The following is a 20,459-nucleotide window of genomic DNA, read 5'->3' on the forward strand; positions in this document are numbered from 1 at the left end:
AGCCAGACCAGAGACAACCCCACATGGATACCTCGCTCGACGCCTTCCGCGATGCCATCCGCCAGGCCGCCGCCCAGCGCACTCCGCTGCGGCTGCGCGGCGGCGGCAGCAAGGACTTCTACGGCCAGGCCCCCGCCGGCACGCTGCTCGACACGCGCGGATGGCGCGGCATCGTCGAATACGATCCGGCCGAGCTGGTGGTCACGGCGCGCTGCGGCACGCCGCTGGCGGAGCTGGAAGCGGCGCTGGCGGAAAAGCGGCAGATGCTGGCCTTCGAGCCGCCGCATCTCGATGCCGGCGCCGGGCTGGCGACCGTGGGCGGCGCCGTGGCCGCCGGCCTGTCGGGGCCGCGCCGGCAATCGGTCGGCGCGCTGCGTGACTTTGTCCTCGGCGCCCAGCTGATGGACGGGCGCGGCGAGGTGCTGAACTTCGGCGGCCAGGTGATGAAGAACGTGGCCGGCTATGACGTCTCGCGCCTGCTGGCCGGCTCGCTCGGCACATTGGGCCTGATCCTGGAAGTCTCACTGAAGGTGCTGCCGATCCCCTTCGCCGATACCACGCTGCGCTTCGCCTTCGACCAGCAGCAAGCCCTCGATGCACTCAATACCTGGGGCGGCCGCCCGCTGCCGATCGCGGCCTCGGCCTGGCACGACGGTGCGCTGCACGTGCGCCTGTCGGGCGCCGAGGCGGCGCTGCGCGCGGCTTGCGCCCAGCTCGGCGGCGAGACCGTGGCCGAGAGCGAGTCGGCCGCACTGTGGCAGGCACTGCGCGAACAGAGCCATGCCTTTTTCGCCCCTGTCGCCGCTGGCCGCGCCTTGTGGCGCATCGCCGTACCGGGCACCGCCGCGCCACTCGCCCTGCCCGGCGCGCAACTGGTGGAATGGGGCGGCGGGCAGCGCTGGTGGCTGGCCGACGATGACAGCGCGGACACGGCAGCCCATGTGCGCGCGGCCGCGCAGGCGGCGCGCGGACACGCCACGCTGTTCCGCAACGGCGACAAGTCGGTCGGCGTGTTCACGCCGCAACCGGCGCCGCTGGCAGCGATCCACGCGCGCCTGAAGGCTGCCTTCGACCCGGCCGGCATCTTCAATCCGCAGCGGCTCTACCCCGGGCTCTGAGGCCCGCGCCGACGGCAAGCGCCCGACCCCGACCCACACGGCACCGAGACCATGCAAATCACCCTGGCCGATTTTCTCCGCGACACACCCGAGGGCACGGAAGCCCAGTCCATCGTCGGCAAGTGTGTGCACTGCGGCTTCTGCACCGCCACCTGCCCCACCTACCAGCTGCTCGGCGACGAGCTGGACGGGCCGCGCGGCCGCATCTACCTGATGAAGCAGGTGCTCGAAGGCCAGCCGGTCAGCGAATCGACGCGCCTGCACCTGGACCGCTGCCTGACCTGCCGCAACTGCGAGTCGACCTGTCCGTCGGGGGTGCGCTACGGCCGCCTGGTCGATATCGGGCGCGAGGTGGTCGAACAACGGCTGGCCGCCGCCGGCAAGCTGCGCCCGGCCGGCGAGCGTGCGCTGCGCTGGGTCCTGCGCGAAGGCCTGACGCGTCCCGCGCTGTTCGGCTCCGCGCTGCGGCTGGGGCAGATGGCGCGGCCGCTGCTGCCCGCCGCGCTGCGCGCCAAGGTGCCGCCGCTGCAGGACGCCGGCGTGCGCCCGCGTCGCAGCCACGCACGCAAGATGCTGCTGCTGGAAGGTTGCGTGCAGCCCGCCATGTCGCCCAATATCAATGCCGCCACCGCGCGCGTGTTCGACCGCCTCGGCATCGAACTGGTGACGGCGCGCGAAGCCGGTTGCTGCGGCGCGATCCGCTACCACACGGGCGACCACGCCGGCGGCCTCGACCATATGCGGCGCAATATCGATGCCTGGTGGCCACACATCGAAGCGGGCGCCGAAGCCATCGTGATGACCGCCTCGGGCTGCGGCGCGCTGGTCAAGGAATACGGCCACCTGCTGCGCGACGACGCGCGCTACGCCGAGCGCGCGCGCCGCGTCTCCGCGCTGACGCGCGACCTCAGCGAGGTCCTGCCCGATTTCGCCGACGAACTGCAGGCCCAGGCCGGCACCGTGCCGCGCGCAGGCCGGCGCGTCGCCTACCACCCACCCTGCACGCTGCAGCACGGCCAGCAGATCCGCGGCAAGGTCGAAGCGCTGCTGGGCCGGCTCGGCATCGAGGTCAGGCTATGCGCGGACAGCCACCTGTGCTGCGGCTCGGCGGGCACCTACTCGGTGCTGCAGCCGGAACTGTCCCTGCGCCTGCGCGATGACAAGCTGGCCAAGCTGCAGGCCTGCGAACCGGAAGCCATCGTCTCGGCCAACATCGGCTGCATCACGCACCTGCAAGGTGGGACCGGGACGCCGGTGATGCACTGGATCGAGCTGGTGGACCGGGTGCTGGGGTAGGCGAAAACGGCGGCGCGGCGCGAAGCCCGTTACGCGGGACGAAGCCGTCGAGATACGCCAACACCACGCGCCAAGCACGAGGTCTTGGCTCCCTCTCCCCGTACGAGGAGCGGCTTGGGGAGAGGGGTGGTCCAGCAAGGCGCCACGCATGACGAAGCCAACCGATTGGCACAGGAACGAGGCCCAGCCCTCCCCCCCTGGAGTACCATATCCGCCGATCGCGTCCCTCCGGCTTCCGGCCGGCCAGAATTTTCATGCTCCAGACCTTCGCCATCCTGCTGATCTTCCAATCCATCGGCGAGGTGATCAGCTACGCGCTGCACCTGCCCGTGCCCGGCCCGGTGATCGGCATGATCCTGCTGTTCGGCTGGCTGGTCTTCGACGACCGGCTGCTGCCCGTGATCCAACCCACCACCGGCGAACTGCTCAAGCACCTGTCGCTGCTGTTCGTGCCTGCCGGCGTCGGCATCATGGTGCACGCGCGGCGCATCGAGGGCGAGTGGCTGCCGATCGCCGTCGCCCTGGTGCTGTCGACCTGGCTGGCGATCGCCACCGCCGCGCTGGTCACGCGCATGCTGATGCGCCGTGCCGCGCGCGCCGAGGGAGGGAAGCAGCCATGACCATGACGCCGCGCCTGAACGAGATCTGGGTCTATCTGGCCGCCACGCCGCTGCTGGGGCTGACCGCCACGCTGCTGGCCTATGTCTTCGCGCACCGCATCTACGAGCGCGCGCGCTTCTCGCCGCTGGCCAATCCGGTGATGATCGCCGTGGCACTGCTGGTCACCGTGCTGACGGTGACCGGCACGCCCTACCAGACCTATTTCGACGGCGCCCAGTTCGTGCACTTCCTGCTGGGCCCCGTCACGGTGGCGCTGGCGGTACCGCTCTACCTGCAGCTGCCCAAGCTGCGCACCCATGTGCTGCCGCTGCTGGGCGGCCTGTTCGCCGGCTCGTTGATGGCGGTGGTGTCAGCGGTCGGCATCGGCTGGCTGCTCGGCGCCTCGCCGCAGACGCTGCTGTCGCTGGCGCCCAAGTCGGTCACCATCCCCATCGCCATGGGCGTGGCCGAGAAGATCGGCGGCCTGCCTTCGCTGACGGCCGTGCTGGTGATGCTGACCGGCATCATCGGCGCGGTCAGCGCCTCCGGCGTGCTGGACCTGCTGGGCGTGCGTGACGACAGCGTGCGCGGCTTCGCCACCGGGGTGGCGGCGCACGGCATCGGCACCGCGCGCGCTTTCCAGGTGAACCAGGAAACCGGCGCCTTCTCGGCGCTGGGAATGGGACTGAACGGCGTGCTGACGGCCATCCTGGTCCCCATCCTGGCGGCATGGATGCCACGCTGAAGCGGCGCGCACGATACTGACAGCACGCTGTCAGGAGCCGCCGCGCATGATGCGAACTCCACAACCGCCGACCTCAGGAGGCATCATGCAACACGGTCTGATCAACTGGCTGGAGATCCCGGTCAACGACATGGCGCGCGCCGTGCGCTTCTACGAGCAGGTGCTCGACGTCCGCCTCAAGCGCGAGTCGATGAGCGACCTCGACATGGCGATCTTCCCCAATACCGACCCGGGCGGCGCCCTGGTGGCCGGCGAGGGCTTCCGCCCCAGCACCGGCGGTCCCCTGCCCTACCTGCACGCACCCCGCCTCGACGCCTTGCTGGCGCGCGTGCGCGAGGCCGGCGGCGAGGTGGTGTTCGGACCGCTGCTGCTGCCCGACAACATCGGCCGCATCGCCCACTTCGCCGACAGCGAAGGCAACCGCATCGGCGTGCACGAGCCGCCCGCGGGCGCCGCACAAGGCTGAACGGCTGCCGCATGAGCCGACGCGCCGACCGTCTCTTCCAGATCGTCCAGGTGCTGCGCGGGCGCCGCCTGACCACGGCGGCGCTGCTGGCGCAGCGGCTGGGCGTGTCTGAACGCACCGTCTACCGCGATATCCAGGCGCTGTCGTTGTCGGGCGTGCCGGTGGAGGGCGAGGCCGGCATCGGCTACCGGCTGCGCGCCGACTTCGACGTGCCACCGCTGATGTTCAGCGCGCTCGAGGTCGAGGCCATGGTGGCCGGCCTGCGCCTGCTGAAGGCCTGGGGCGGCGGCGCGCTGGCGGCGGCGGCCGACCCGGCGCTGGAGAAGCTGGTGGCGGCACTACCGCCGGCGCGCCGCATCGCGGCGCAGCAGAGCCGCATCTTCGCGCCGGAATTCGTCAACCCGGCGCACGTGCGCGACACCTTCGACGTGGTCCATGCGGCGCTGGGCGAACAGCGCCTGCTGGAGCTCGACTACAGCGACGCCCAGCAACGCATCACCGAGCGCGTGGTGCAGCCGCTCGGCCTCTTCTTCTGGGGCAACGCCTGGCTGCTGGCCGCCTGGTGCACGGCGCGCACGGACTACCGCAGCTTCCGCCTGGACCGCTGCCGCGCCATCCGCATGCTGGAAGCGCGCTTCCACGAAACGCCCGAGCGCTCGCTGAACGGCTTCCTGCGGGCGGTGCAGGCCAGCGGCGGGTAGCGGCGGGTAGCAGCGGGGAGCGGCGGGGGCGCCAGCCAGCGCCGGAGGCAGGCCGGCGGTGCCGGCATGCCGAATCCGGGATTTCAGGACCCTCGCTTCGTCAGGCTGCCGGAGCCGGTTCCGCCAGCAGCGCCTCGATGTCGCGCTTCAGTTCCTCCGGCTTGGTGGTCGGCGCATAGCGCTTGAACACGCTGCCGTCGCGGCGCAGCAGGAACTTGGTGAAATTCCACTTGATGGCCTCGGTGCCCAGCACGCCGGGCTTCTCCGACGTCAGCCAGCGGTACAGCGGGTGGGCAGCCGGCCCCTTGACGTCGATCTTGGCGAACATCGGGAAACTGACGCGGAAGCGCGTGTCGCAGAATTGCGCGATCTGTTCTGCGTCGCCCGGCTCCTGTTTGCCGAACTGGTTGCAGGGGAAGCCGAGCACGTCGAAATCCTGCCCGGCATAGGTTTCCTGCAGCGCCTGCAGGCCGGCGTACTGCGGCGTGAAGCCACATTCGCTGGCGGTATTGACGATCAGCAGCACCTTGCCGCGGAACTGCGACAGCGGCACCGGCCGGCCGGCCAGCGATTCGGCCTCGAACTGGTAGACATGGCTCATGACGGGGACTCGGGAAGTTGTCGGGATAAAGACGGCCACAGCATAGCGCGGCCGCGCCCCGCGTGCGCGCGGCAGCTCAGATCACGTTCAGGTGCTCGGTGCCGGCGGCCAGGTCGCCGTCGCGGTTCCTGGTGCTGTGCAGCTTGATCATCAGCCGCAGGTCGTTGAGCGAGTCGGCATTGCGCAATGCATCCTCGTAGCTGATCTTGTCTTCCTCGTACAGGTCGAACAGCGCCTGGTCGAAAGAGATCATGCCCTGCTCGCGCGATTTCTTGATGACCTCCTTGAGCTCGTGGATCTCGCCCTTGAAGATCAGGTCGGCCACCAGCGGCGTGCCGATCATGATCTCCACCGCCGGCACCCGGCCCTTGCGCCCCTTGCGCGGCAGCAGGCGCTGCGAAATCATCGCCTTGAGGTTCAGCGACAGGTCGATCAGCAACTGCTGGCGCTTTTCCTCGGGAAAGAAGTTCACCACGCGGTCGATGGCCTGGTTCGCGTTGTTGGCGTGCAGCGTGGCCAGGCACAGGTGGCCGGTCTCGGCGTACTGCATCGCGTACTCCATGGTCTCGCGGTCGCGGATCTCACCGATCAGGATCACGTCGGGCGCCTGGCGCAGCGTGTTCTTCAGCGCCACGTGCCAGCTTTCGGTATCGATGCCCACCTCGCGCTGCGTGACGATGCAGTTCTGGTGGGCGTGCACGTACTCGATCGGGTCTTCGATGGTGATGATGTGGCCGTAGGACTGCGCGTTGCGGTGATCCAGCATGGCCGCCAGCGTGGTCGACTTGCCCGAGCCGGTGGCGCCGGTGACGATCACCAGGCCGCGCTTGGACATCACGATCTCGTGCAGCGTGGCCGGCAGGTCGAGTTCGGCCACGGTGGGGATGCGCGTATTGATGGTCCGCAGCACCATGCCGGCCTTGCCCTGCTGGATGAAGGCCGAAGCGCGGAAGCGCCCGGCGTTGGGCACCGACAGGGCGAAGTTGCATTCGTGGCTGTCGTCGAACTCGGCGATCTGCCGCTCGTTCATGATGGCCCGCACCAGCCCGAGCGCCTGGGTGGCGTTGAGCGGCTGCTGCGAGACCGGCGTGATCTTGCCGTCCACCTTGATCGCCGGCGGAAAATCGGCGGTGATGAACAGGTCCGAGCCGCGGTTGCCTACCATCAGCACCAGCAGCTCGTGGATGTACTTGGCGGCGGATTCGCGATCGAGCATGGCGCAGTCCTGCGGTTGTGCGTGGTACGTGTTGCGTAAGGCGGGCGGCAGGTGCCTCGGCGGCACGTCCTCCCGCCGGCCTCAGCCGCCGGTGAAGGCGTCGGGATTCTTGGCGATGGCGCGCGCGTCGCCGTAGTGGATCACGCCGCGCTTGATCAGGTCCGTCAGCCCCTGGTCCAGCGTCTGCATGCCCAGCCCGCTGCTGGTCTGCATCATCGAATACATCTGCGCGATCTTGTTCTCGCGGATCAGGTGGCGGATGGCGGGTGTGGCGATCATGATCTCGTGCACCGCGGTGCGGCCATTGCCGTCGCGCGTCTTCAGCAGCGTCTGCGAGATCACCGCCTCCAGCGATTCCGACAGCATGGTGCGCACCATGTCCTTCTCCTCCGGCGGGAACACGTCGACCACGCGGTCGATGGTCTTGGCCGCGGAGCTGGTATGCAGCGTGCCGAAGACCAGGTGGCCGGTCTCGGCGGCGGTCAAGGCCAGCCGGATGGTCTCCAGGTCGCGCAGCTCGCCGACCAGGATCACGTCCGGATCCTCGCGCAGCGCGGAGCGCAGCGCATTGGCGAAGGAATGGGTGTGCGGCCCGAGTTCGCGCTGGTTGATCAGGCTCTTCTTCGAGTGGTGCACGAACTCGATCGGGTCTTCCACCGTCAGGATGTGGCCCATGTCGTGCTCGTTGCGGTGGTCCACCATGGCCGCGAGCGTGGTCGACTTGCCCGAGCCGGTCGGGCCGGTGACCAGCACCAGGCCGCGTGGCTTCATGCACAGGTCGGCGAACACGGCGGGCGCGCGCAGGTCCTCCAGCGTGAGCACCTTGGACGGAATCGTGCGGAACACAGCGGCAGCGCCGCGCTGCGTGTTGTAGGCGTTGACGCGGAAACGCGACAGGCCGGCGATCTCGAAGGAGAAATCGACCTCGAGGCGCTCTTCATAGGCCTTGCGCTGGGTGTCGCTCATGATGTCGTACACCATGGCGTGCACATCCTTGTGCGCCATCGCGGCGACATTGATGCGGCGCATGTCGCCGTGGATCCGCACCATCGGCGGCATGTCGGCCGACAGATGGAGATCGGAGGCCTTGTTCTTGACGGCGAAAGCCAATAGCTGCGCGATGTCCATCTATAATGACCCCACCCGGAAATTTGCGTGCCGGCACGCGCCTGCGGGTCAGCGCCCCGCGCCCGGAACTGCATTCTTTGATACAGCTTTTTCGTGTTTTTATGCTGACAGGTCCTGCCGACTTGAACTTCCGCCGCCCGCTTCTCCCTGCCATGTCCGCCGGATTATGTCTGTAATCGCCGCCAACTTGCAAGACGTCAACGGACGCATCGCGGCGGCCGCACAACAAGCCGGCCGACCGGCCGGCGCAGTCGCGCTGCTGGCCGTTTCCAAGACCTTCCCCGACGGGGCCGTGCGCGAGGCCTTCGCTGCCGGCCAGCGCGCCTTCGGCGAGAACTACGTGCAGGAAGGCGTGGCCAAGGTGGTCGCACTCGCCGACCTGCGCGAACAGATCGCCTGGCACTTCATCGGTCCCCTGCAAAGCAACAAGACGAGGCTGGTCGCCGAGCACTTCGACTGGGTCCACGCCATCGACCGCCTGCGCGTCGCCGAGCGGCTCTCGGCGCAGCGTCCGGCCGGGATGGCGCCGCTGCAGGTCTGCATCCAGGTCAATATCAGCGACGAGGCCAGCAAGAGCGGCGTGGCGCCGGAACAGGCGCTGGCGCTGGCGCAGGCGGTGGCGGCCCTGCCCGGACTGCGGCTGCGCGGCCTGATGGCCATCCCGGAACCGGCGGCGGATGCGGCGGCCCAGCGCCTGCCGTTCGCCGCCCTGCGCGCACTGCTGGGCTCGCTGCGCGAGGCCGGCCTGGATGTGGACACCTTGTCGATGGGCATGTCGGGCGACATGGAAGCGGCCATTGCCGAAGGTGCCACGCTGGTCCGCATCGGTACGGCCATCTTCGGTTCGCGCCCCGCGCCCGCGCCGCACGGCTGAGGACGGGCCGCGCAATTTCGGCGCCCCCTGCGCTTCCCCACTTTTCTTCGCGAGACACAGCAATGCTCGACACCCTTAGCTTCGGATTCCTCGGCGGCGGCAATATGGCCAGCGCGCTGATCGGCGGCCTCGTCGCGCGCGGCGTGCCAGCCGGCGCCATCCGCGTGGCCGATCCCTTCCCGGAGGCGCAGGCGCGCCTGGCGCGCGATTTCGGCGTACACACGGCGGCAGCGCCCGACGCGGCCTTCGCCGCCAGCGACGTGCTGGTGCTGGCGGTCAAGCCGCAGCAGTTCCGCGACGCCACCGCCCCGCTGCATGACCTGCTGCAGGCCGGCGGCAAGGATCCCCTGATCATCAGCGTGGCCGCCGGCATCCGCCTGCAGGACATGCAGCGCTGGCTGGGCGGCCGCACCCGCCTGGTACGCGCGATGCCCAACACGCCCGCGCTGTCGGGCATGGGCATGACCGGCCTGGCCGCCGCGGCCGGCCTGGGCGAGCGGGAACGCGCCATCGCCACCGCGGTGGCCGAGGCCGTCGGGCAATGCCTGTGGGTGGAGGACGACGCCCGGATCGACGCGGTCACCGCCATCTCGGGCAGCGGCCCGGCCTACGTCTTCTACTTCATCGAAGCCATGCAGCGCGCCGCCACCGAACTCGGCCTGTCGGCCGAGCAGGGCCGCCAGCTGGCGGTCGAGACCTTCCGTGGCGCCGCCACGCTGGCGGGACAGTCGCCCGAACCGGTCGGCACGCTGCGCGAGCGGGTCACGTCCAAGGGTGGTACCACCTACGCGGCGCTGACGGCCATGGAAGGCGCCGGCATCGCCGACGCCTTCGTGCGCGCCATGCACGCGGCGGCTGCGCGCGGCGCGGAGATGGGCGCGGAGTTCGGCAAGGATTGAGGACTCGCGCCGCACTGCTTGTCTCCCCTCCCCCGCTTGCGGAAGAGGGGCCGGGAGAGAGCGCAGGCGCAGGCGCCACGTACTGGCATCGGCACTGCCCCGATGGTGACGATTGCCTCAGCGCAGGCAGTACGACAACGCCACCCCGGCAAACACGCACGCACCCAGCCAGTTGTTGTGGCGAAAGGCGGCGAAGCACGGCATGCGCTCGCGTCCGCGGATCAGCGTGTAGTGGTACACCGTGCAGGCCGCCGCCGCCGCCAGCCCTGCCCAGTAGGGCCAGCCGAGCGCAAGCTGCAGGCCGGCCCAGGCCATCAGGCCGAGGAAGACCGCGTAGCAGATCATGATCGCCGCCACATCGAAGCGGCCGAAGGTGATGGCCGAGGTCTTGATGCCGATCAGCAGGTCATCGTCGCGGTCGACCATCGCGTAGGCAGTATCGTAGGCCACTGCCCAGAACACATTGCCCACCAGCATCACCCACGCCAGCACCGGCACCTGGCCCTGCACGGCGGCGAAGGCCATCGGGATGCCGAAGCCGAAGGCGATGCCCAGGTAGGCCTGCGGGATGGCGAAGAAGCGCTTGAAGAAGGGGTAGCTGCCCGCGATGAACAGCGCGACCACGGCCAGCCACTTGGTCAGGCCGTTGAGCGGGATCACCAGCAGGAAGGCCAGCAGCGACAGCACGCCGGCCACCATCAGCGCCTCCCATCCCGCGATGCGGCCCGCGGTCAGCGGCCGCTCCCTGGTGCGCTTGACGTGCTTGTCGAAATCCCGGTCGGCCCAATCGTTGACCGCGCAGCCGGCCGAGCGCATCAGGAAGGTACCGACGGTGAAGATCCAGAACAACTGCCAGCCCGGCCAGCCGTCGGCCGCCATCCACAGGGCCCACAGCGTGGGCCACAGCAGCAGCAGCGTGCCGATCGGCTTGTCGATGCGGACCAGCCGTATATAGAGGGCAAGGCGTTCGAGCATGGGAGGCTGGGAGGATATGGCGGAAGACATGGGTGGAAACGACAAGGAGTGCCGCAGGGGCGGAAGCAGACCCTAGCAGGGCCGACAGGAAAAGCAGATCGGCGCGCCCGGCCGGTGCCAGCCAGGGCACCGCGCCGCAACGCCGGCACCCCGCGGCCGTAGCGGCAGCGGGGCGGGAGACCGGCGTGCGGGCGCCGGCCGGGACCTGGCCGTCAGGCCAGCATCGAACGCAGCATCCACGCAGTCTTCTCGTGCGTCTGCATGCGCTGGGTCAGCAGATCGGCCGAGGGCTCGTCGGCAGCGGCATCGACCAGCGGGAAGATCGAGCGGGCCGTGCGCACCACCGCTTCCTGGCCTTCCACCAGCTTGCGGATCATGTCGGTCGCGTCGGGCACGCCCTCCTCTTCGGGAATCGAGGACAGGCGCGCGTATTCCTTGTAGGTGCCGGGCGCCGGGTAGCCGAGCGCACGGATCCGCTCGGCGATGGCGTCCACCGCCAGCGCCAGCTCGTTGTACTGCGTCTCGAACATCAGATGCAGCGTGTTGAACATCGGGCCGGTGACGTTCCAGTGGAAATTGTGCGTCTTGAGGTAGAGGGTGTAGGTATCGGCCAGCAGCTTGGACAAGCCTTCAGCGATCTTCTTGCGGTCCTTGTCGGCGATACCGATGTTCACGCTCATCTCTTTCTTCTTTGCCATGGTTTGCTTCGCTCCATCATTCCGGTAAGGTCACGCGGATGCCGCCGGCTGGCGGCGGGCGGCATCGCCCGTGCATTATGGCACTACTCGATGGCAGGCCCGGGGGCGGTGCTGCTAGCTCAGCACACCGTGCAGGGCCCGGGCCGCGTCGTGCAGCACCACCGCCGCACCCAGCATCGAGACGGCCAGGCCGATCTCCTTGCGCCAGAGCTTGCGGCGCAGGCGCGCCGCCTCCGTGGCGCCCGGCATGGCCGCAACGCGCATCCCGCGCCAGGTATCGATGAAAGTGGCAATCATGAGGTTCCTCCAGTTGGCGACCACGATGGTGGTACGCGGCGCGTACGCTCACTTCGCCGCGGCATAGCTGGCCAGGCAGGCGGCCAGTCCGCGGCCGATGGCACGCAAGGAAGGCAGGTGGAAGCGGTTCATGTCGGGCTCCTGAGGCCGGCTTGCGCTGGCGGTGTCGATGGAGGAAGTCTAAGGAAACCCGCATGATTGGTAAATTTGAATATTTACCTTGAATCAATAGTAAAAAACTAAAACACATCCGACCCGCTCCGGCCGGGCCGAGGCCCGCCGCGTCACAAACCCGTGAGAGCCGGGAAAGAAGCGAAGCCGCCGGAATCCAGTCCGGCGGGATGCCGACGGCTATCCGACGAGATGCCGGGACATGCGCGCGTGCCGGCGGCGCCGGCAGGATGGCGCCGCGCCGGGACCGGGCTCAGGCGGCCTCGGCCAGTTCCTTGGAGACCAGCTTGCGCACGCCAGGCAGCTCGCAGGCAGCTACCGCGGCGGACAGCGCCTGCATCGCGGGCAGGCGCGTGAAGCTCTTGCGCCAGGCCAGCACCACGCGGCGGTCGGGGACCGGGTCGGCGAAGGGCACGTAGGCCAGCATGTCGCTCTTGGGCTTCATGTCGGGCACCGAAGTGCGCGGCAGAACGGTGATGCCCACGCCGCTGGCCACCATGTGGCGGATGGTCTCGAGCGACGAACCCTCGAAGGTCTTCTGGATGCCGTCGGCCGCCTGCGAGAAGCGCGACAGCTCGGGGCACACGCCCAGCACATGGTCGCGGAAGCAATGGCCGCTGCCCAGCAGCAGCATGGTCTGCTGCTTCAGTTCGTCCGGATCGACCTGGGACACCTGGGCCAGCTGGTGGCCGCGCGGTACTGCCACCACGAAGGGCTCGTCATACAGCGGCTGCACGGTCAGGCCGGAATCGGCGAAGGGCTCGGCCATGATGGCGCAGTCGATCTCGCCCTGCTTGAGGAGTTCGATCAGCTTGACCGTGTAGTTCTCCTGCAGCATCAGCGGCATCTGCGGCACGGTCTCGATCATCTGCTTGACCAGCGCGGGCAGCAGGTAGGGCCCGATGGTGTAGATCACGCCCACGCGCAGCGGACCGGCCAGCGGGTCCTTGCCCTGCTTGGCGATCTCGCGGATGGCCATGGTCTGCTCGAGCACGCGCTGCGCCTGCGCCACGATCTGTTCGCCCACCGGCGTCACCGACACCTCGGACGTGCCGCGCTCGAAGATCTGCACGTTGAGCTCGTCCTCCAGCTTCTTGATGGCCACGGACAAGGTCGGCTGCGACACGAAGCAGGCCTCGGCCGCCCGGCCGAAATGGCGCTCGCGCGCGACGGCGACGATGTACTTGAGTTCGGTGAGCGTCATGGCAATCAATTAAATCTGGGTATGCGATAGATTTTACCTTCGATTGCCCGCCTTGTCAGATTGGCGGCCGGCGCGCGGCGGAGGCGGCAGGAATGTGGCGATCCGGTCATCCACGCCACCGACGCGCCACCGGCTCAGGCCTTCAGGAACTGCTCGCGCCCGCCCAGCCAGCGCGCCAGATGGGCCTCCACCGCTTCGGGATGGCGCGCCAGCATCAGCTCGGCGGCTTCCTGTGCGTACTCGACCATCCAGGCATCGCGTTCGAGATCGGCGAAACGCAGCATCGCCTCGCCCGACTGGCGTGCGCCGAGGAATTCGCCCGGACCGCGGATCTCCAGGTCGCGCCGGGCGATCTCGAAACCGTCGGTGGTCTCGCGCATGGTGCCCAGCCGCTCACGCGCGGTGGGCGACAGCGGCGCCTGGTACATCAGCAGGCAGACCGACTCGGCGCTGCCCCGCCCGACCCGGCCGCGCAACTGGTGCAGCTGGGCCAGGCCGAAGCGCTCGGCATGCTCGATCACCATCAGCGAGGCATTGGGCACGTCCACGCCCACTTCGATCACGGTGGTGGCCACCAGCACCTGCAGCCGGTTGGCGGAAAACGCCGCCATCACCTCGGCCTTCTCGGCCGGCGGCAGGCGCCCGTGCACCAGGCCCACCTTCAGGTCGGGCAAGGCGGCCGCGAGCGTCTCATAGGTCTCGACCGCCGTCTGCAGCTGCAGCGCCTCGCTTTCCTCGATCAGGGGGCAGACCCAGTAGACCTGCCGGCCCTCGGCGGCCGCGTAGTGCACGCGCGCGATCACCTCGTCGCGGCGGGCGTCGTTGACCAGCCGCGTGACCACCGGCGAGCGCCCCGGCGGCAGTTCATCGATGACCGAAACGTCGAGGTCGGCGTAGTAGGTCATGGCCAGGGTGCGGGGGATCGGCGTGGCCGACATCATCAGCTGGTGCGGCACCGCCGCCGCGGCCCCCGCCCCGTCATCGGCGGCGCCGTCGGCCTTGCCGCGCAGGGCGAGGCGCTGCGCCACGCCGAAGCGGTGCTGTTCGTCCACCACCGACAGGCCCAGGCGGGCAAAGCGCACCGTGTCCTGGATCAGCGCGTGGGTACCGATGGCAAGCTGCGCCTCGCCGGCTTCGACGCGCGCCACCGCCTCGCGCTTGGCGCGCGCCTTCAGGCTGCCGGCGAGCCACACCACGGGCACACCCAGCGGCTCCAGCCAGGCCGAGAGCTTGCGGTAGTGCTGCTCGGCCAGGATCTCGGTCGGTGCCATCAGCGCGGCCTGGTAGCCGGCGTCGATCGCCTGGCAGGCCGCCAGCGCGGCCACGATGGTCTTGCCGCTGCCCACGTCGCCCTGCAGCAGGCGGTGCATCGGATGGGGCGCGGCCATGTCGCCGCCGATCTCCTCGACCACGCGCCGCTGGGCACCGGTCAGCTGGAACGGCAAGGCGGCCAGGAAGCGTGTCAGCAGGCCGCCCTCGCGGCGCGGCATGGCCGGCGCATTCTTGTCGCGGCGTGCCGCCTGCGCGCGCTTGAGCGACAGTTGCTGGGCCAGCAGTTCGTCGAACTTGACGCGCTGCCAGGCCGGATGGCTGCGCTCGGCGAGCGCGGCTTCGTCCACCTGTTGCGGCGGCGCGTGCAGCAGGCGCAGGCACTCGCTCAGCGGCCGCAGGCGCAGGCGTGCCAGCGGGCCCTGCAGCACCGGCTGCGGCAGCGTCTCGGGCAGGGGCGTGCGGCCGAGCGCGCCGCCGATGGCCTTGCGCAGGTAGGCCTGGGAAATGCCGGCGGTGGCCGGATAGACCGGGGTCAGGCGGTCCGGCAGCGCCTCGCCCTCGCCCACCGTGCGCACCGTGGGGTGCACCATCTCGGCGCCGAAGAAGCCGCCGCGCAGTTCGCCGCGCACGCGCAGGCGCGCGCCCTCGGCCATCAGCTTGACCTGGCTGCCGTAGAAATTGAGGAAGCGCAGCACCAGTTCGCCGCTGTCGTCGGCCAGCTTGACCACCAGTTGCCGGCGCGGGCGCACGGTGACCTCGCTGGAGGTGACCACGCCCTCGACCTGCACCGGCAGCCCGAGGCCGGCGCGGGCGATGGCCTCGGACACGGGCAGCAGCGTGGTCTCGTCCTCGTAGCGCAGCGGCAGGTGCAGCACCAGGTCGACGTCGCGCTTGAGGCCCATCTTGGCCAGGCGTGCCATCGCCGAGGATGGTTTGCCGCCGGCGGCGGCCGGCGCCGGCCGGGCTGGCCGGGAGGGCCGGGCAGCGGCGGCGGGTTCGGTGTCAGGGGTCGGAGCGGTGCCTGGCATCGGGCGGCGATCGATCGCGGTCAAGGACGGTGGAAGACGGTCGGCTGGCCATGGACGCTCGTCGGGCGCGCCCCTTCGCCCGGCGCGGGGCCGGGGCAAATGGGCAATATCACGCGCACCGGAACGGCCTTGGCCGTGCAAGCCTTACAATATCGGATTCGCCGATTGTACCCATGCCTGCCGCCGCCACCGTGCGGCGGCTTCCGCATTGCCGCTTCCACCATGCTGACGCTGTCCGATTTCGACTTCCCGCTGCCACCCGAGCTGATCGCGCAGACCGCCCTGCCCGAGCGCAGCGCAAGCCGCCTGCTGGTGGTGGAGCGGGTCGCCGCGGGAGATGGCCCCGAGGCCACCCGCCTGCTGGACCGCGCCTTCGCCGACATCGTCGACTCCCTGCACCCCGGTGACCTGCTGGTCTTCAACGACACCCGCGTGATCAAGGCGCGCTTCTTCGGCCACAAGGCCAGCGGCGGCAAGGTCGAGGCGCTGGTCGAGCGCCTGCTCGACAGCCATACCGCGCTGGCCCAGGTGCGTGCCTCCAAGACGCCGGCCGAGGGCAGCACGCTGCGCCTGGCGGATGCCTTCGAGGTCACGGTCGGCCCGCGCGCCGGGGAGTTCTTCACGCTGCGCTTCCCCGAACCGGCGCTCGACCTGATCGAGCGCTATGGCCGGCTGCCGCTGCCGCCCTACATCACGCACGATCCCGACGCCTACGACGAGACCCGCTACCAGACGGTCTATGCGCGCAACCCCGGCGCGGTGGCGGCGCCCACCGCCGGCCTGCACTTCGACGACGCGCTGTTCGCCCGGCTCGACGCCATGGGCGTGCGGCGCGCCTTCCTGACCCTGCACGTCGGCGCCGGCACCTTCCAGCCGGTGCGCAGCGAGAACCTGGCCGAGCACAAGATGCACTCGGAGTGGTACGCGGTCTCGCCGGAGCTGGCCGAGGCGGTGCGCGCGACACGTGCCGCCGGCCGCCGCGTGATCGCCGTCGGCACCACCTCGCTGCGCGCGCTGGAATCGGCCGCGCGCGAGGACGGCACGCTGGGTGCCGGCAGCGGCGACACCGACATCTTCATCACGCCGGGCTACCGCTTCCGCCTGGTCGACGCGCTCATCACCAATTTCCACCTGCCGAAATCCACGTTGCTGATGCTGGTCTCGGCCCTGGCCGGCGTGCAGACCATCCGCGCTGCCTACCGCCACGCTATCGCGCAGCACTACCGCTTCTTCAGCTATGGCGACGCCATGCTGCTGACCCGCCAGGACGCGGCCGCCGCACCGGCCGACGCCGCCCGGGACGCTAACTGAGCGGCCGCCCGCGCGCCGCGCCACCTCCCGGAAACCGACCCGCCCCGAACCTGCCATGCTCGAATTCGAACTCCTCACCACCGACGGCAACGCACGCCGCGGCCGCGTCAAACTGAACCACGGCGTGGTCGAGACGCCCATCTTCATGCCGGTGGGCACCTATGGCTCGGTCAAGGCCATGTCGCCGCTCGAACTGAACGAGATCGGCGCGCAGATCATCCTCGGCAACACCTTCCACCTGTGGCTGCGTCCGGGCCTGGACGTGATCGGCGCGCACGAGGGCCTGCACCGCTTCGTCGGCTGGGACAAGCCCATCCTGACCGACTCGGGCGGCTTCCAGGTGTTCTCGCTGGGAGAGTTGCGCAAGATCACCGAGGAAGGCGTGACCTTCGCCTCGCCGGTCAACGGTGACAAGCTGTTCCTGTCGCCCGAGATCTCGATGCAGATCCAGCGCGCACTGAACTCGGACATCGTGATGCAGTTCGACGAGTGCACGCCCTACGAGATCGAAGGCCGCCCCGCCACCCACGCCGAAGCCGCCGCCTCGATGCGCATGAGCCTGCGCTGGGCCAAGCGCTCGCGCGACGAGTTCGAGCGCCTGGCCAACCCCAACGCGCTGTTCGGCATCGTCCAGGGCGGCATGTTCGAAGACCTGCGCGACGAGTCGCTGGCAGGCCTGTCGGAGCTGGACTTCCACGGCTTCGCCATCGGCGGCCTGTCGGTGGGCGAGCCCAAGGAAGACATGATGCGGGTGCTGCAGCACGTGGCCCCGCGCCTGCCGGCCGACAAGCCGCACTACCTGATGGGCGTGGGCACGCCCGAGGACCTGGTGGCCGGCGTCGCCGCCGGCGTCGACATGTTCGACTGCGTGATGCCGACCCGCAATGCGCGCAACGGCTGGTTGTTCACCCGCTTCGGCGACGTCAAGATCAAGAATGCGGCCCACCGCAACGATCCGCGGCCGCTGGACGAAAGTTGCGAATGCTACACCTGCAGGAATTTCTCGCGCGCCTACCTGCACCACCTGCACCGGGTCGGCGAGATCCTCGGCGCACGCCTGAACACCATCCATAATCTCTACTACTACCTGCAGCTGATGCGCGAGATGCGCGAGGCGATCGAGCAGCACCGCTTCGACGCCTTCCGCCTCCAGTTCGCGGCGGACCGCGCGCGCGGCGCGCGCTGAGCACGGGCGGCGCAGCGCCGCTGCCCGGTACGGGCCGGGCGAACTTTCCGCGCCGGGCTGGTCGAATGCCTGGGTCCCGCCGCGTCCGAGACGCGCTCCGGCGGGCACCCCGCACAAACCCCTAGGGCGCCGCAGGCGGCGCCGGAACGGTCATAGTCGGGTGGTAGAATGCCCGATTCATCAAATCTATTTTGTGACGGAGAAGCAACGTGTTCATTTCCAACGCATTTGCCCAGACCGCAGGTGCCGGTGGCGCGGCAGGCGGCCTGATGAGTTTCCTGCCCATCATCCTGATGTTCGCGGTGCTGTGGTTCATCATGATCCGCCCGCAGATGAAGCGCCAGAAGGAAACCAAGGCCATGCTCGAAGCGTTGGCCAAGAACGACGAGGTGGTGACCGCCGGCGGTATCCTCGGCAAGGTCACCAAGGTAGGCGAGCAGTACGTGAGCGTCGAAGTGGCGGAAGGCACCGAGATCACGGTGCAGAAGAATGCCGTCACCACGGTCCTGCCGAAGGGCACGCTGAAGGCGCTCTGATTCCCCTGGCGACGGCGCCCCGGCGCCGTGCCGCTGCACGCCACTTCTCGCCACTTCCGGCAGGTCCGGGCCACACGGCCCGGACGCATGCCCAAGCAGCCGCCTGATCCAGCCCGGGACGTCCCGCGGAGGCCAGGCGGCTGTTTGCCAACCGGATCGGCCCACGCCGCAGCGCCCCTGAACCCGGCGCCGGCCCCGCCGACCGCAGAATGACTGGCCAAAGATGAATCGTTATCCGCTTTGGAAATACCTCGTGATCCTGGTGGCGCTGGCCACCGGCATCATCTACACGCTGCCGAATTTCTTCGGCGAGGCGCCCGCCGTGCAGGTTTCGTCGGGCAAGGCCACCGTCAAGGTCGACCTCGCCATGCAGAAGCAGGTCGAGCAGGTCCTGGCGCAGAACAACCTGCAGCCCGACGGCGTCTTCTTCGACGTCTCGGGTCAGTCTGGCTCCGTCAAGGCGCGCTTCCGCACCCCCGACGACCAGCTCAAGGCCAAGGACGTGCTGAACCGCTCGCTCAACCCTGACCCGAGCGATCCCACCTACATCGTCGCGCTGAACCTGCTGTCGGGCTCGCCGCACTGGTTGACCGCGCTGCACGCGCTGCCGATGTACCTGGGCCTGGACCTGCGCGGCGGCGTGCACTTCCTGCTGCAGGTCGACATGAAGGGCGCCGTCGACAAGAAGCTAGACAGCCTGGCCACCGATGCGCGCACCCTGATGCGCGACAAGAATATCCGCCATGGCGGCGTCGACCGCGACGGCGAGAAGCTGACCATCCACTTCAGCAACGCCGACGATGCCGGCAAGGCCCGCGGCATGCTGTCGGACAACCTGCGCGAGCTGGCCTTCAACGTGGATGGCAACGACGTGGTCGGCCTGTTCACCGATGCGGCGCGCAAAGCCGTGCAGGACGCCGCCGTCAAGCAGAACATCACCACGCTGCACAACCGCGTCAACGAACTGGGCGTGGCCGAACCGGTGATCCAGCAGCAAGGCGCCGACCGCATCGTGGTGCAGCTGCCCGGCGTGCAGGACACCGCCAAGGCCAAGGACATCATCGGCCGCACGGCCACGCTGGAAGCGCGCCTGGTCGACCCCAACGCGCCCCGCCTGCCGCGTCCGGGCGATCCGGTGCCCTATGGCAGCGAACTGTTCACCCAGGGCAATGGCGCCCCCGTGATCCTGAAGAAGCAGGTGATCTTCACCGGCGACCGCATCGAAAGCGCCTCGGCCGGCTTCGACCAGAACCAGCGCCCCTCGGTCAACATCAAGCTCGATGCGCAGGGCGGCCGCGTGCTGCGCGACATCTCGCGCGAGAACATCGGCAAGCCGATGGCCATCGTGCTGTTCGAGAAGGGCAAGGGCGAAGTGCTGACGGTGGCCACCATCCAGTCCGAACTGGGTTCGAGCTTCCAGATCACCGGCTCCTACTCGACCGAGGCCGCCAGCGACCTGGCGCTGCTGCTGCGCGCAGGTTCGCTGGCCGCGCCGATGGACATCATCGAGGAACGCACCATCGGCCCGTCGCTGGGCGCCGACAACATCAAGAAGGGCTTTGACTCGGTGGCCTACGGCTTCGCCGGCATCGCCGTCTTCATGATGCTGTACTACATGCTGTTCGGCGTGTTCTCGGTGGCGGCCCTGGCGATCAACCTGCTGCTGCTGGTGGCCGTGCTGTCGATGCTGCAGGCCACGCTGACGCTGCCGGGCATCGCCGCCATCGCCCTCGTGCTGGGCATGGCGATCGACGCCAACGTGCTGATCAACGAGCGCATCCGCGAGGAACTGCGCGCCGGCGCCGCGCCGCAGACCGCGATCGCCACCGGCTTCTCGCGTGCCTGGGCCACCATCCTGGACTCCAACGTGACCACGCTGATCGCCGGCCTGGCACTGCTGGCCTTCGGTTCCGGCCCGGTGCGCGGCTTCGCCGTGGTGCACTGCCTTGGCATCCTGACCTCGATGTTCTCGGCGGTGTTCTTCAACCGCGGCCTGGTCAACCTCTGGTACGGCCGCAAGAAGCGCCTGCAGGGCCTGGCCATCGGCCAGATCTGGAAGCCGGACACCGACCAGGGCGGCAGCACGGCCAAGTAATCGGCAGGTCCCGCGCGGCGCGCGGGACCGCCAGCAGATAAA

Annotated in this window: 20 protein-coding genes; 12 read left to right on the top strand and 8 right to left on the bottom strand. The window is 69.1% G+C overall.

The genetic code is table 11. The features are described 5' to 3' along the window. The first annotated feature begins 23 nt into the window (after positions 1 to 23). From glcE to BKK80_RS17900, 6 genes are all read left to right on the top strand, one after another. On the top strand, positions 24 to 1,118 hold the full coding sequence (gene glcE, locus BKK80_RS17875) for a glycolate oxidase subunit GlcE (protein ID WP_071015304.1): 1,095 nt from the start codon (positions 24 to 26) through the stop codon (positions 1,116 to 1,118). Between the two features lie 51 nt (positions 1,119 to 1,169). Then, positions 1,170 to 2,414 carry a glycolate oxidase subunit GlcF gene (gene glcF / locus BKK80_RS17880; RefSeq protein WP_071015306.1) on the top strand — a complete coding sequence of 415 codons (1,245 nt, stop codon included), beginning with the start codon at positions 1,170 to 1,172 and terminating at the stop codon, positions 2,412 to 2,414. A 254-nt stretch (positions 2,415 to 2,668) separates the two neighbouring features. Then, complete coding sequence (locus tag BKK80_RS17885; RefSeq protein ID WP_071015309.1) at positions 2,669 to 3,034, top strand: CidA/LrgA family protein; 366 nt, start codon at positions 2,669 to 2,671, stop codon at positions 3,032 to 3,034. 2 nt (positions 3,035 to 3,036) lie between these two features. Further along, on the top strand, positions 3,037 to 3,759 hold the full coding sequence (locus tag BKK80_RS17890; protein ID WP_071015311.1) for an LrgB family protein: 723 nt from the start codon (positions 3,037 to 3,039) through the stop codon (positions 3,757 to 3,759). A gap of 85 nt (positions 3,760 to 3,844) precedes the next feature. Next, a complete protein-coding gene (locus tag BKK80_RS17895; protein WP_156811314.1) occupies positions 3,845 to 4,225 on the top strand; it encodes a VOC family protein in 381 nt (126 codons plus the stop codon). Between the two features lie 11 nt (positions 4,226 to 4,236). After that, positions 4,237 to 4,926, top strand: a complete 690-nt coding sequence (locus BKK80_RS17900) for a helix-turn-helix transcriptional regulator (RefSeq protein ID WP_071015316.1) — start codon at positions 4,237 to 4,239, stop codon at positions 4,924 to 4,926. Positions 4,927 to 5,026: 100 nt separating this feature from the next. On the opposite strand, the gene BKK80_RS17905 is transcribed toward BKK80_RS17900, so the two are convergent. The 3 genes from BKK80_RS17905 to BKK80_RS17915 form a co-directional block, all read right to left on the bottom strand. Next, positions 5,027 to 5,527 (bottom strand): glutathione peroxidase, encoded by a 501-nt coding sequence (locus BKK80_RS17905; protein ID WP_071015318.1) that lies wholly within the window; start codon positions 5,525 to 5,527, stop codon positions 5,027 to 5,029. 76 nt (positions 5,528 to 5,603) lie between these two features. Then, positions 5,604 to 6,743, bottom strand: coding sequence for a PilT/PilU family type 4a pilus ATPase (locus BKK80_RS17910; protein ID WP_071070373.1), 1,140 nt, complete (start codon positions 6,741 to 6,743; stop codon positions 5,604 to 5,606). An 81-nt stretch (positions 6,744 to 6,824) separates the two neighbouring features. After that, positions 6,825 to 7,871 (bottom strand): type IV pilus twitching motility protein PilT, encoded by a 1,047-nt coding sequence (locus BKK80_RS17915; RefSeq protein WP_071015324.1) that lies wholly within the window; start codon positions 7,869 to 7,871, stop codon positions 6,825 to 6,827. A gap of 166 nt (positions 7,872 to 8,037) precedes the next feature. On the opposite strand from BKK80_RS17915, the gene BKK80_RS17920 reads away from it, so the two are divergent. Both BKK80_RS17920 and proC read left to right on the top strand, forming a co-directional pair. Continuing rightward, complete coding sequence (locus tag BKK80_RS17920; protein WP_071015327.1) at positions 8,038 to 8,745, top strand: YggS family pyridoxal phosphate-dependent enzyme; 708 nt, start codon at positions 8,038 to 8,040, stop codon at positions 8,743 to 8,745. 62 nt (positions 8,746 to 8,807) lie between these two features. Next, complete coding sequence (gene proC, locus BKK80_RS17925) at positions 8,808 to 9,644, top strand: pyrroline-5-carboxylate reductase (RefSeq protein ID WP_071015330.1); 837 nt, start codon at positions 8,808 to 8,810, stop codon at positions 9,642 to 9,644. A gap of 117 nt (positions 9,645 to 9,761) precedes the next feature. On the opposite strand, the gene ubiA is transcribed toward proC, so the two are convergent. The 5 genes from ubiA to recG form a co-directional block, all read right to left on the bottom strand. Then, positions 9,762 to 10,619 (bottom strand): 4-hydroxybenzoate octaprenyltransferase, encoded by an 858-nt coding sequence (gene ubiA, locus BKK80_RS17930; protein WP_071015334.1) that lies wholly within the window; start codon positions 10,617 to 10,619, stop codon positions 9,762 to 9,764. A 212-nt stretch (positions 10,620 to 10,831) separates the two neighbouring features. Then, positions 10,832 to 11,317 (bottom strand): Dps family protein, encoded by a 486-nt coding sequence (locus BKK80_RS17935; RefSeq protein WP_071015337.1) that lies wholly within the window; start codon positions 11,315 to 11,317, stop codon positions 10,832 to 10,834. A 114-nt stretch (positions 11,318 to 11,431) separates the two neighbouring features. Further along, positions 11,432 to 11,614, bottom strand: coding sequence for a hypothetical protein (locus BKK80_RS17940; RefSeq protein WP_071070376.1), 183 nt, complete (start codon positions 11,612 to 11,614; stop codon positions 11,432 to 11,434). Between the two features lie 424 nt (positions 11,615 to 12,038). Beyond that, positions 12,039 to 12,989: a LysR substrate-binding domain-containing protein gene (locus BKK80_RS17945; RefSeq protein ID WP_071015342.1), complete on the bottom strand. Its 951-nt coding sequence runs from the start codon at positions 12,987 to 12,989 to the stop codon at positions 12,039 to 12,041. A gap of 134 nt (positions 12,990 to 13,123) precedes the next feature. After that, positions 13,124 to 15,289, bottom strand: coding sequence for an ATP-dependent DNA helicase RecG (recG, locus tag BKK80_RS17950; protein WP_071070908.1), 2,166 nt, complete (start codon positions 15,287 to 15,289; stop codon positions 13,124 to 13,126). A 222-nt stretch (positions 15,290 to 15,511) separates the two neighbouring features. On the opposite strand from recG, the gene queA reads away from it, so the two are divergent. The 4 genes from queA (at position 15,512) to secD (ending at position 20,417) form a co-directional block, all read left to right on the top strand. Next, positions 15,512 to 16,600 (top strand): tRNA preQ1(34) S-adenosylmethionine ribosyltransferase-isomerase QueA, encoded by a 1,089-nt coding sequence (queA, locus tag BKK80_RS17955; protein ID WP_071037906.1) that lies wholly within the window; start codon positions 15,512 to 15,514, stop codon positions 16,598 to 16,600. A gap of 55 nt (positions 16,601 to 16,655) precedes the next feature. Continuing rightward, entirely contained in the window at positions 16,656 to 17,786 is a 1,131-nt protein-coding gene (tgt, locus tag BKK80_RS17960; RefSeq protein WP_071037905.1) for a tRNA guanosine(34) transglycosylase Tgt, read from the top strand. Positions 17,787 to 17,995: 209 nt separating this feature from the next. Further along, positions 17,996 to 18,322 carry a preprotein translocase subunit YajC gene (gene yajC / locus BKK80_RS17965; RefSeq protein WP_071015346.1) on the top strand — a complete coding sequence of 109 codons (327 nt, stop codon included), beginning with the start codon at positions 17,996 to 17,998 and terminating at the stop codon, positions 18,320 to 18,322. Between the two features lie 223 nt (positions 18,323 to 18,545). Next, positions 18,546 to 20,417 carry a protein translocase subunit SecD gene (secD, locus tag BKK80_RS17970; RefSeq protein WP_071015349.1) on the top strand — a complete coding sequence of 624 codons (1,872 nt, stop codon included), beginning with the start codon at positions 18,546 to 18,548 and terminating at the stop codon, positions 20,415 to 20,417. Positions 20,418 to 20,459 lie beyond the last annotated feature (42 nt).

It is taken from the genome of Cupriavidus malaysiensis, from assembly GCF_001854325.1.
GTDB classification, from domain to species: Bacteria; Pseudomonadota; Gammaproteobacteria; order Burkholderiales; family Burkholderiaceae; genus Cupriavidus; species Cupriavidus malaysiensis.

Bases quoted from the DNA above. Each gene is read 5' to 3' on its own strand.
- BKK80_RS17945 (WP_071015342.1), bottom strand. From the start codon at position 12,989: ATGACGCTCACCGAACTCAAGTACATCGTCGCCGTCGCGCGCGAGCGC.
- BKK80_RS17915 (WP_071015324.1), bottom strand. From the start codon at position 7,871: ATGGACATCGCGCAGCTATTGGCTTTCGCCGTCAAGAACAAGGCCTCC.
- BKK80_RS17890 (WP_071015311.1), top strand. From the start codon at position 3,037: ATGACGCCGCGCCTGAACGAGATCTGGGTCTATCTGGCCGCCACGCCG.
- BKK80_RS17885 (WP_071015309.1), top strand. From the start codon at position 2,669: ATGCTCCAGACCTTCGCCATCCTGCTGATCTTCCAATCCATCGGCGAG.
- ubiA (WP_071015334.1), bottom strand. From the start codon at position 10,619: ATGCTCGAACGCCTTGCCCTCTATATACGGCTGGTCCGCATCGACAAG.
- BKK80_RS17920 (WP_071015327.1), top strand. From the start codon at position 8,038: ATGTCTGTAATCGCCGCCAACTTGCAAGACGTCAACGGACGCATCGCG.
- glcF (WP_071015306.1), top strand. From the start codon at position 1,170: ATGCAAATCACCCTGGCCGATTTTCTCCGCGACACACCCGAGGGCACG.
- tgt (WP_071037905.1), top strand. From the start codon at position 16,656: ATGCTCGAATTCGAACTCCTCACCACCGACGGCAACGCACGCCGCGGC.
- BKK80_RS17935 (WP_071015337.1), bottom strand. From the start codon at position 11,317: ATGGCAAAGAAGAAAGAGATGAGCGTGAACATCGGTATCGCCGACAAG.
- secD (WP_071015349.1), top strand. From the start codon at position 18,546: ATGAATCGTTATCCGCTTTGGAAATACCTCGTGATCCTGGTGGCGCTG.
- glcE (WP_071015304.1), top strand. From the start codon at position 24: ATGGATACCTCGCTCGACGCCTTCCGCGATGCCATCCGCCAGGCCGCC.
- recG (WP_071070908.1), bottom strand. From the start codon at position 15,289: ATGCCAGGCACCGCTCCGACCCCTGACACCGAACCCGCCGCCGCTGCC.
- proC (WP_071015330.1), top strand. From the start codon at position 8,808: ATGCTCGACACCCTTAGCTTCGGATTCCTCGGCGGCGGCAATATGGCC.
- BKK80_RS17910 (WP_071070373.1), bottom strand. From the start codon at position 6,743: ATGCTCGATCGCGAATCCGCCGCCAAGTACATCCACGAGCTGCTGGTG.
- BKK80_RS17895 (WP_156811314.1), top strand. From the start codon at position 3,845: ATGCAACACGGTCTGATCAACTGGCTGGAGATCCCGGTCAACGACATG.
- queA (WP_071037906.1), top strand. From the start codon at position 15,512: ATGCTGACGCTGTCCGATTTCGACTTCCCGCTGCCACCCGAGCTGATC.
- BKK80_RS17900 (WP_071015316.1), top strand. From the start codon at position 4,237: ATGAGCCGACGCGCCGACCGTCTCTTCCAGATCGTCCAGGTGCTGCGC.
- BKK80_RS17940 (WP_071070376.1), bottom strand. From the start codon at position 11,614: ATGATTGCCACTTTCATCGATACCTGGCGCGGGATGCGCGTTGCGGCC.
- BKK80_RS17905 (WP_071015318.1), bottom strand. From the start codon at position 5,527: ATGAGCCATGTCTACCAGTTCGAGGCCGAATCGCTGGCCGGCCGGCCG.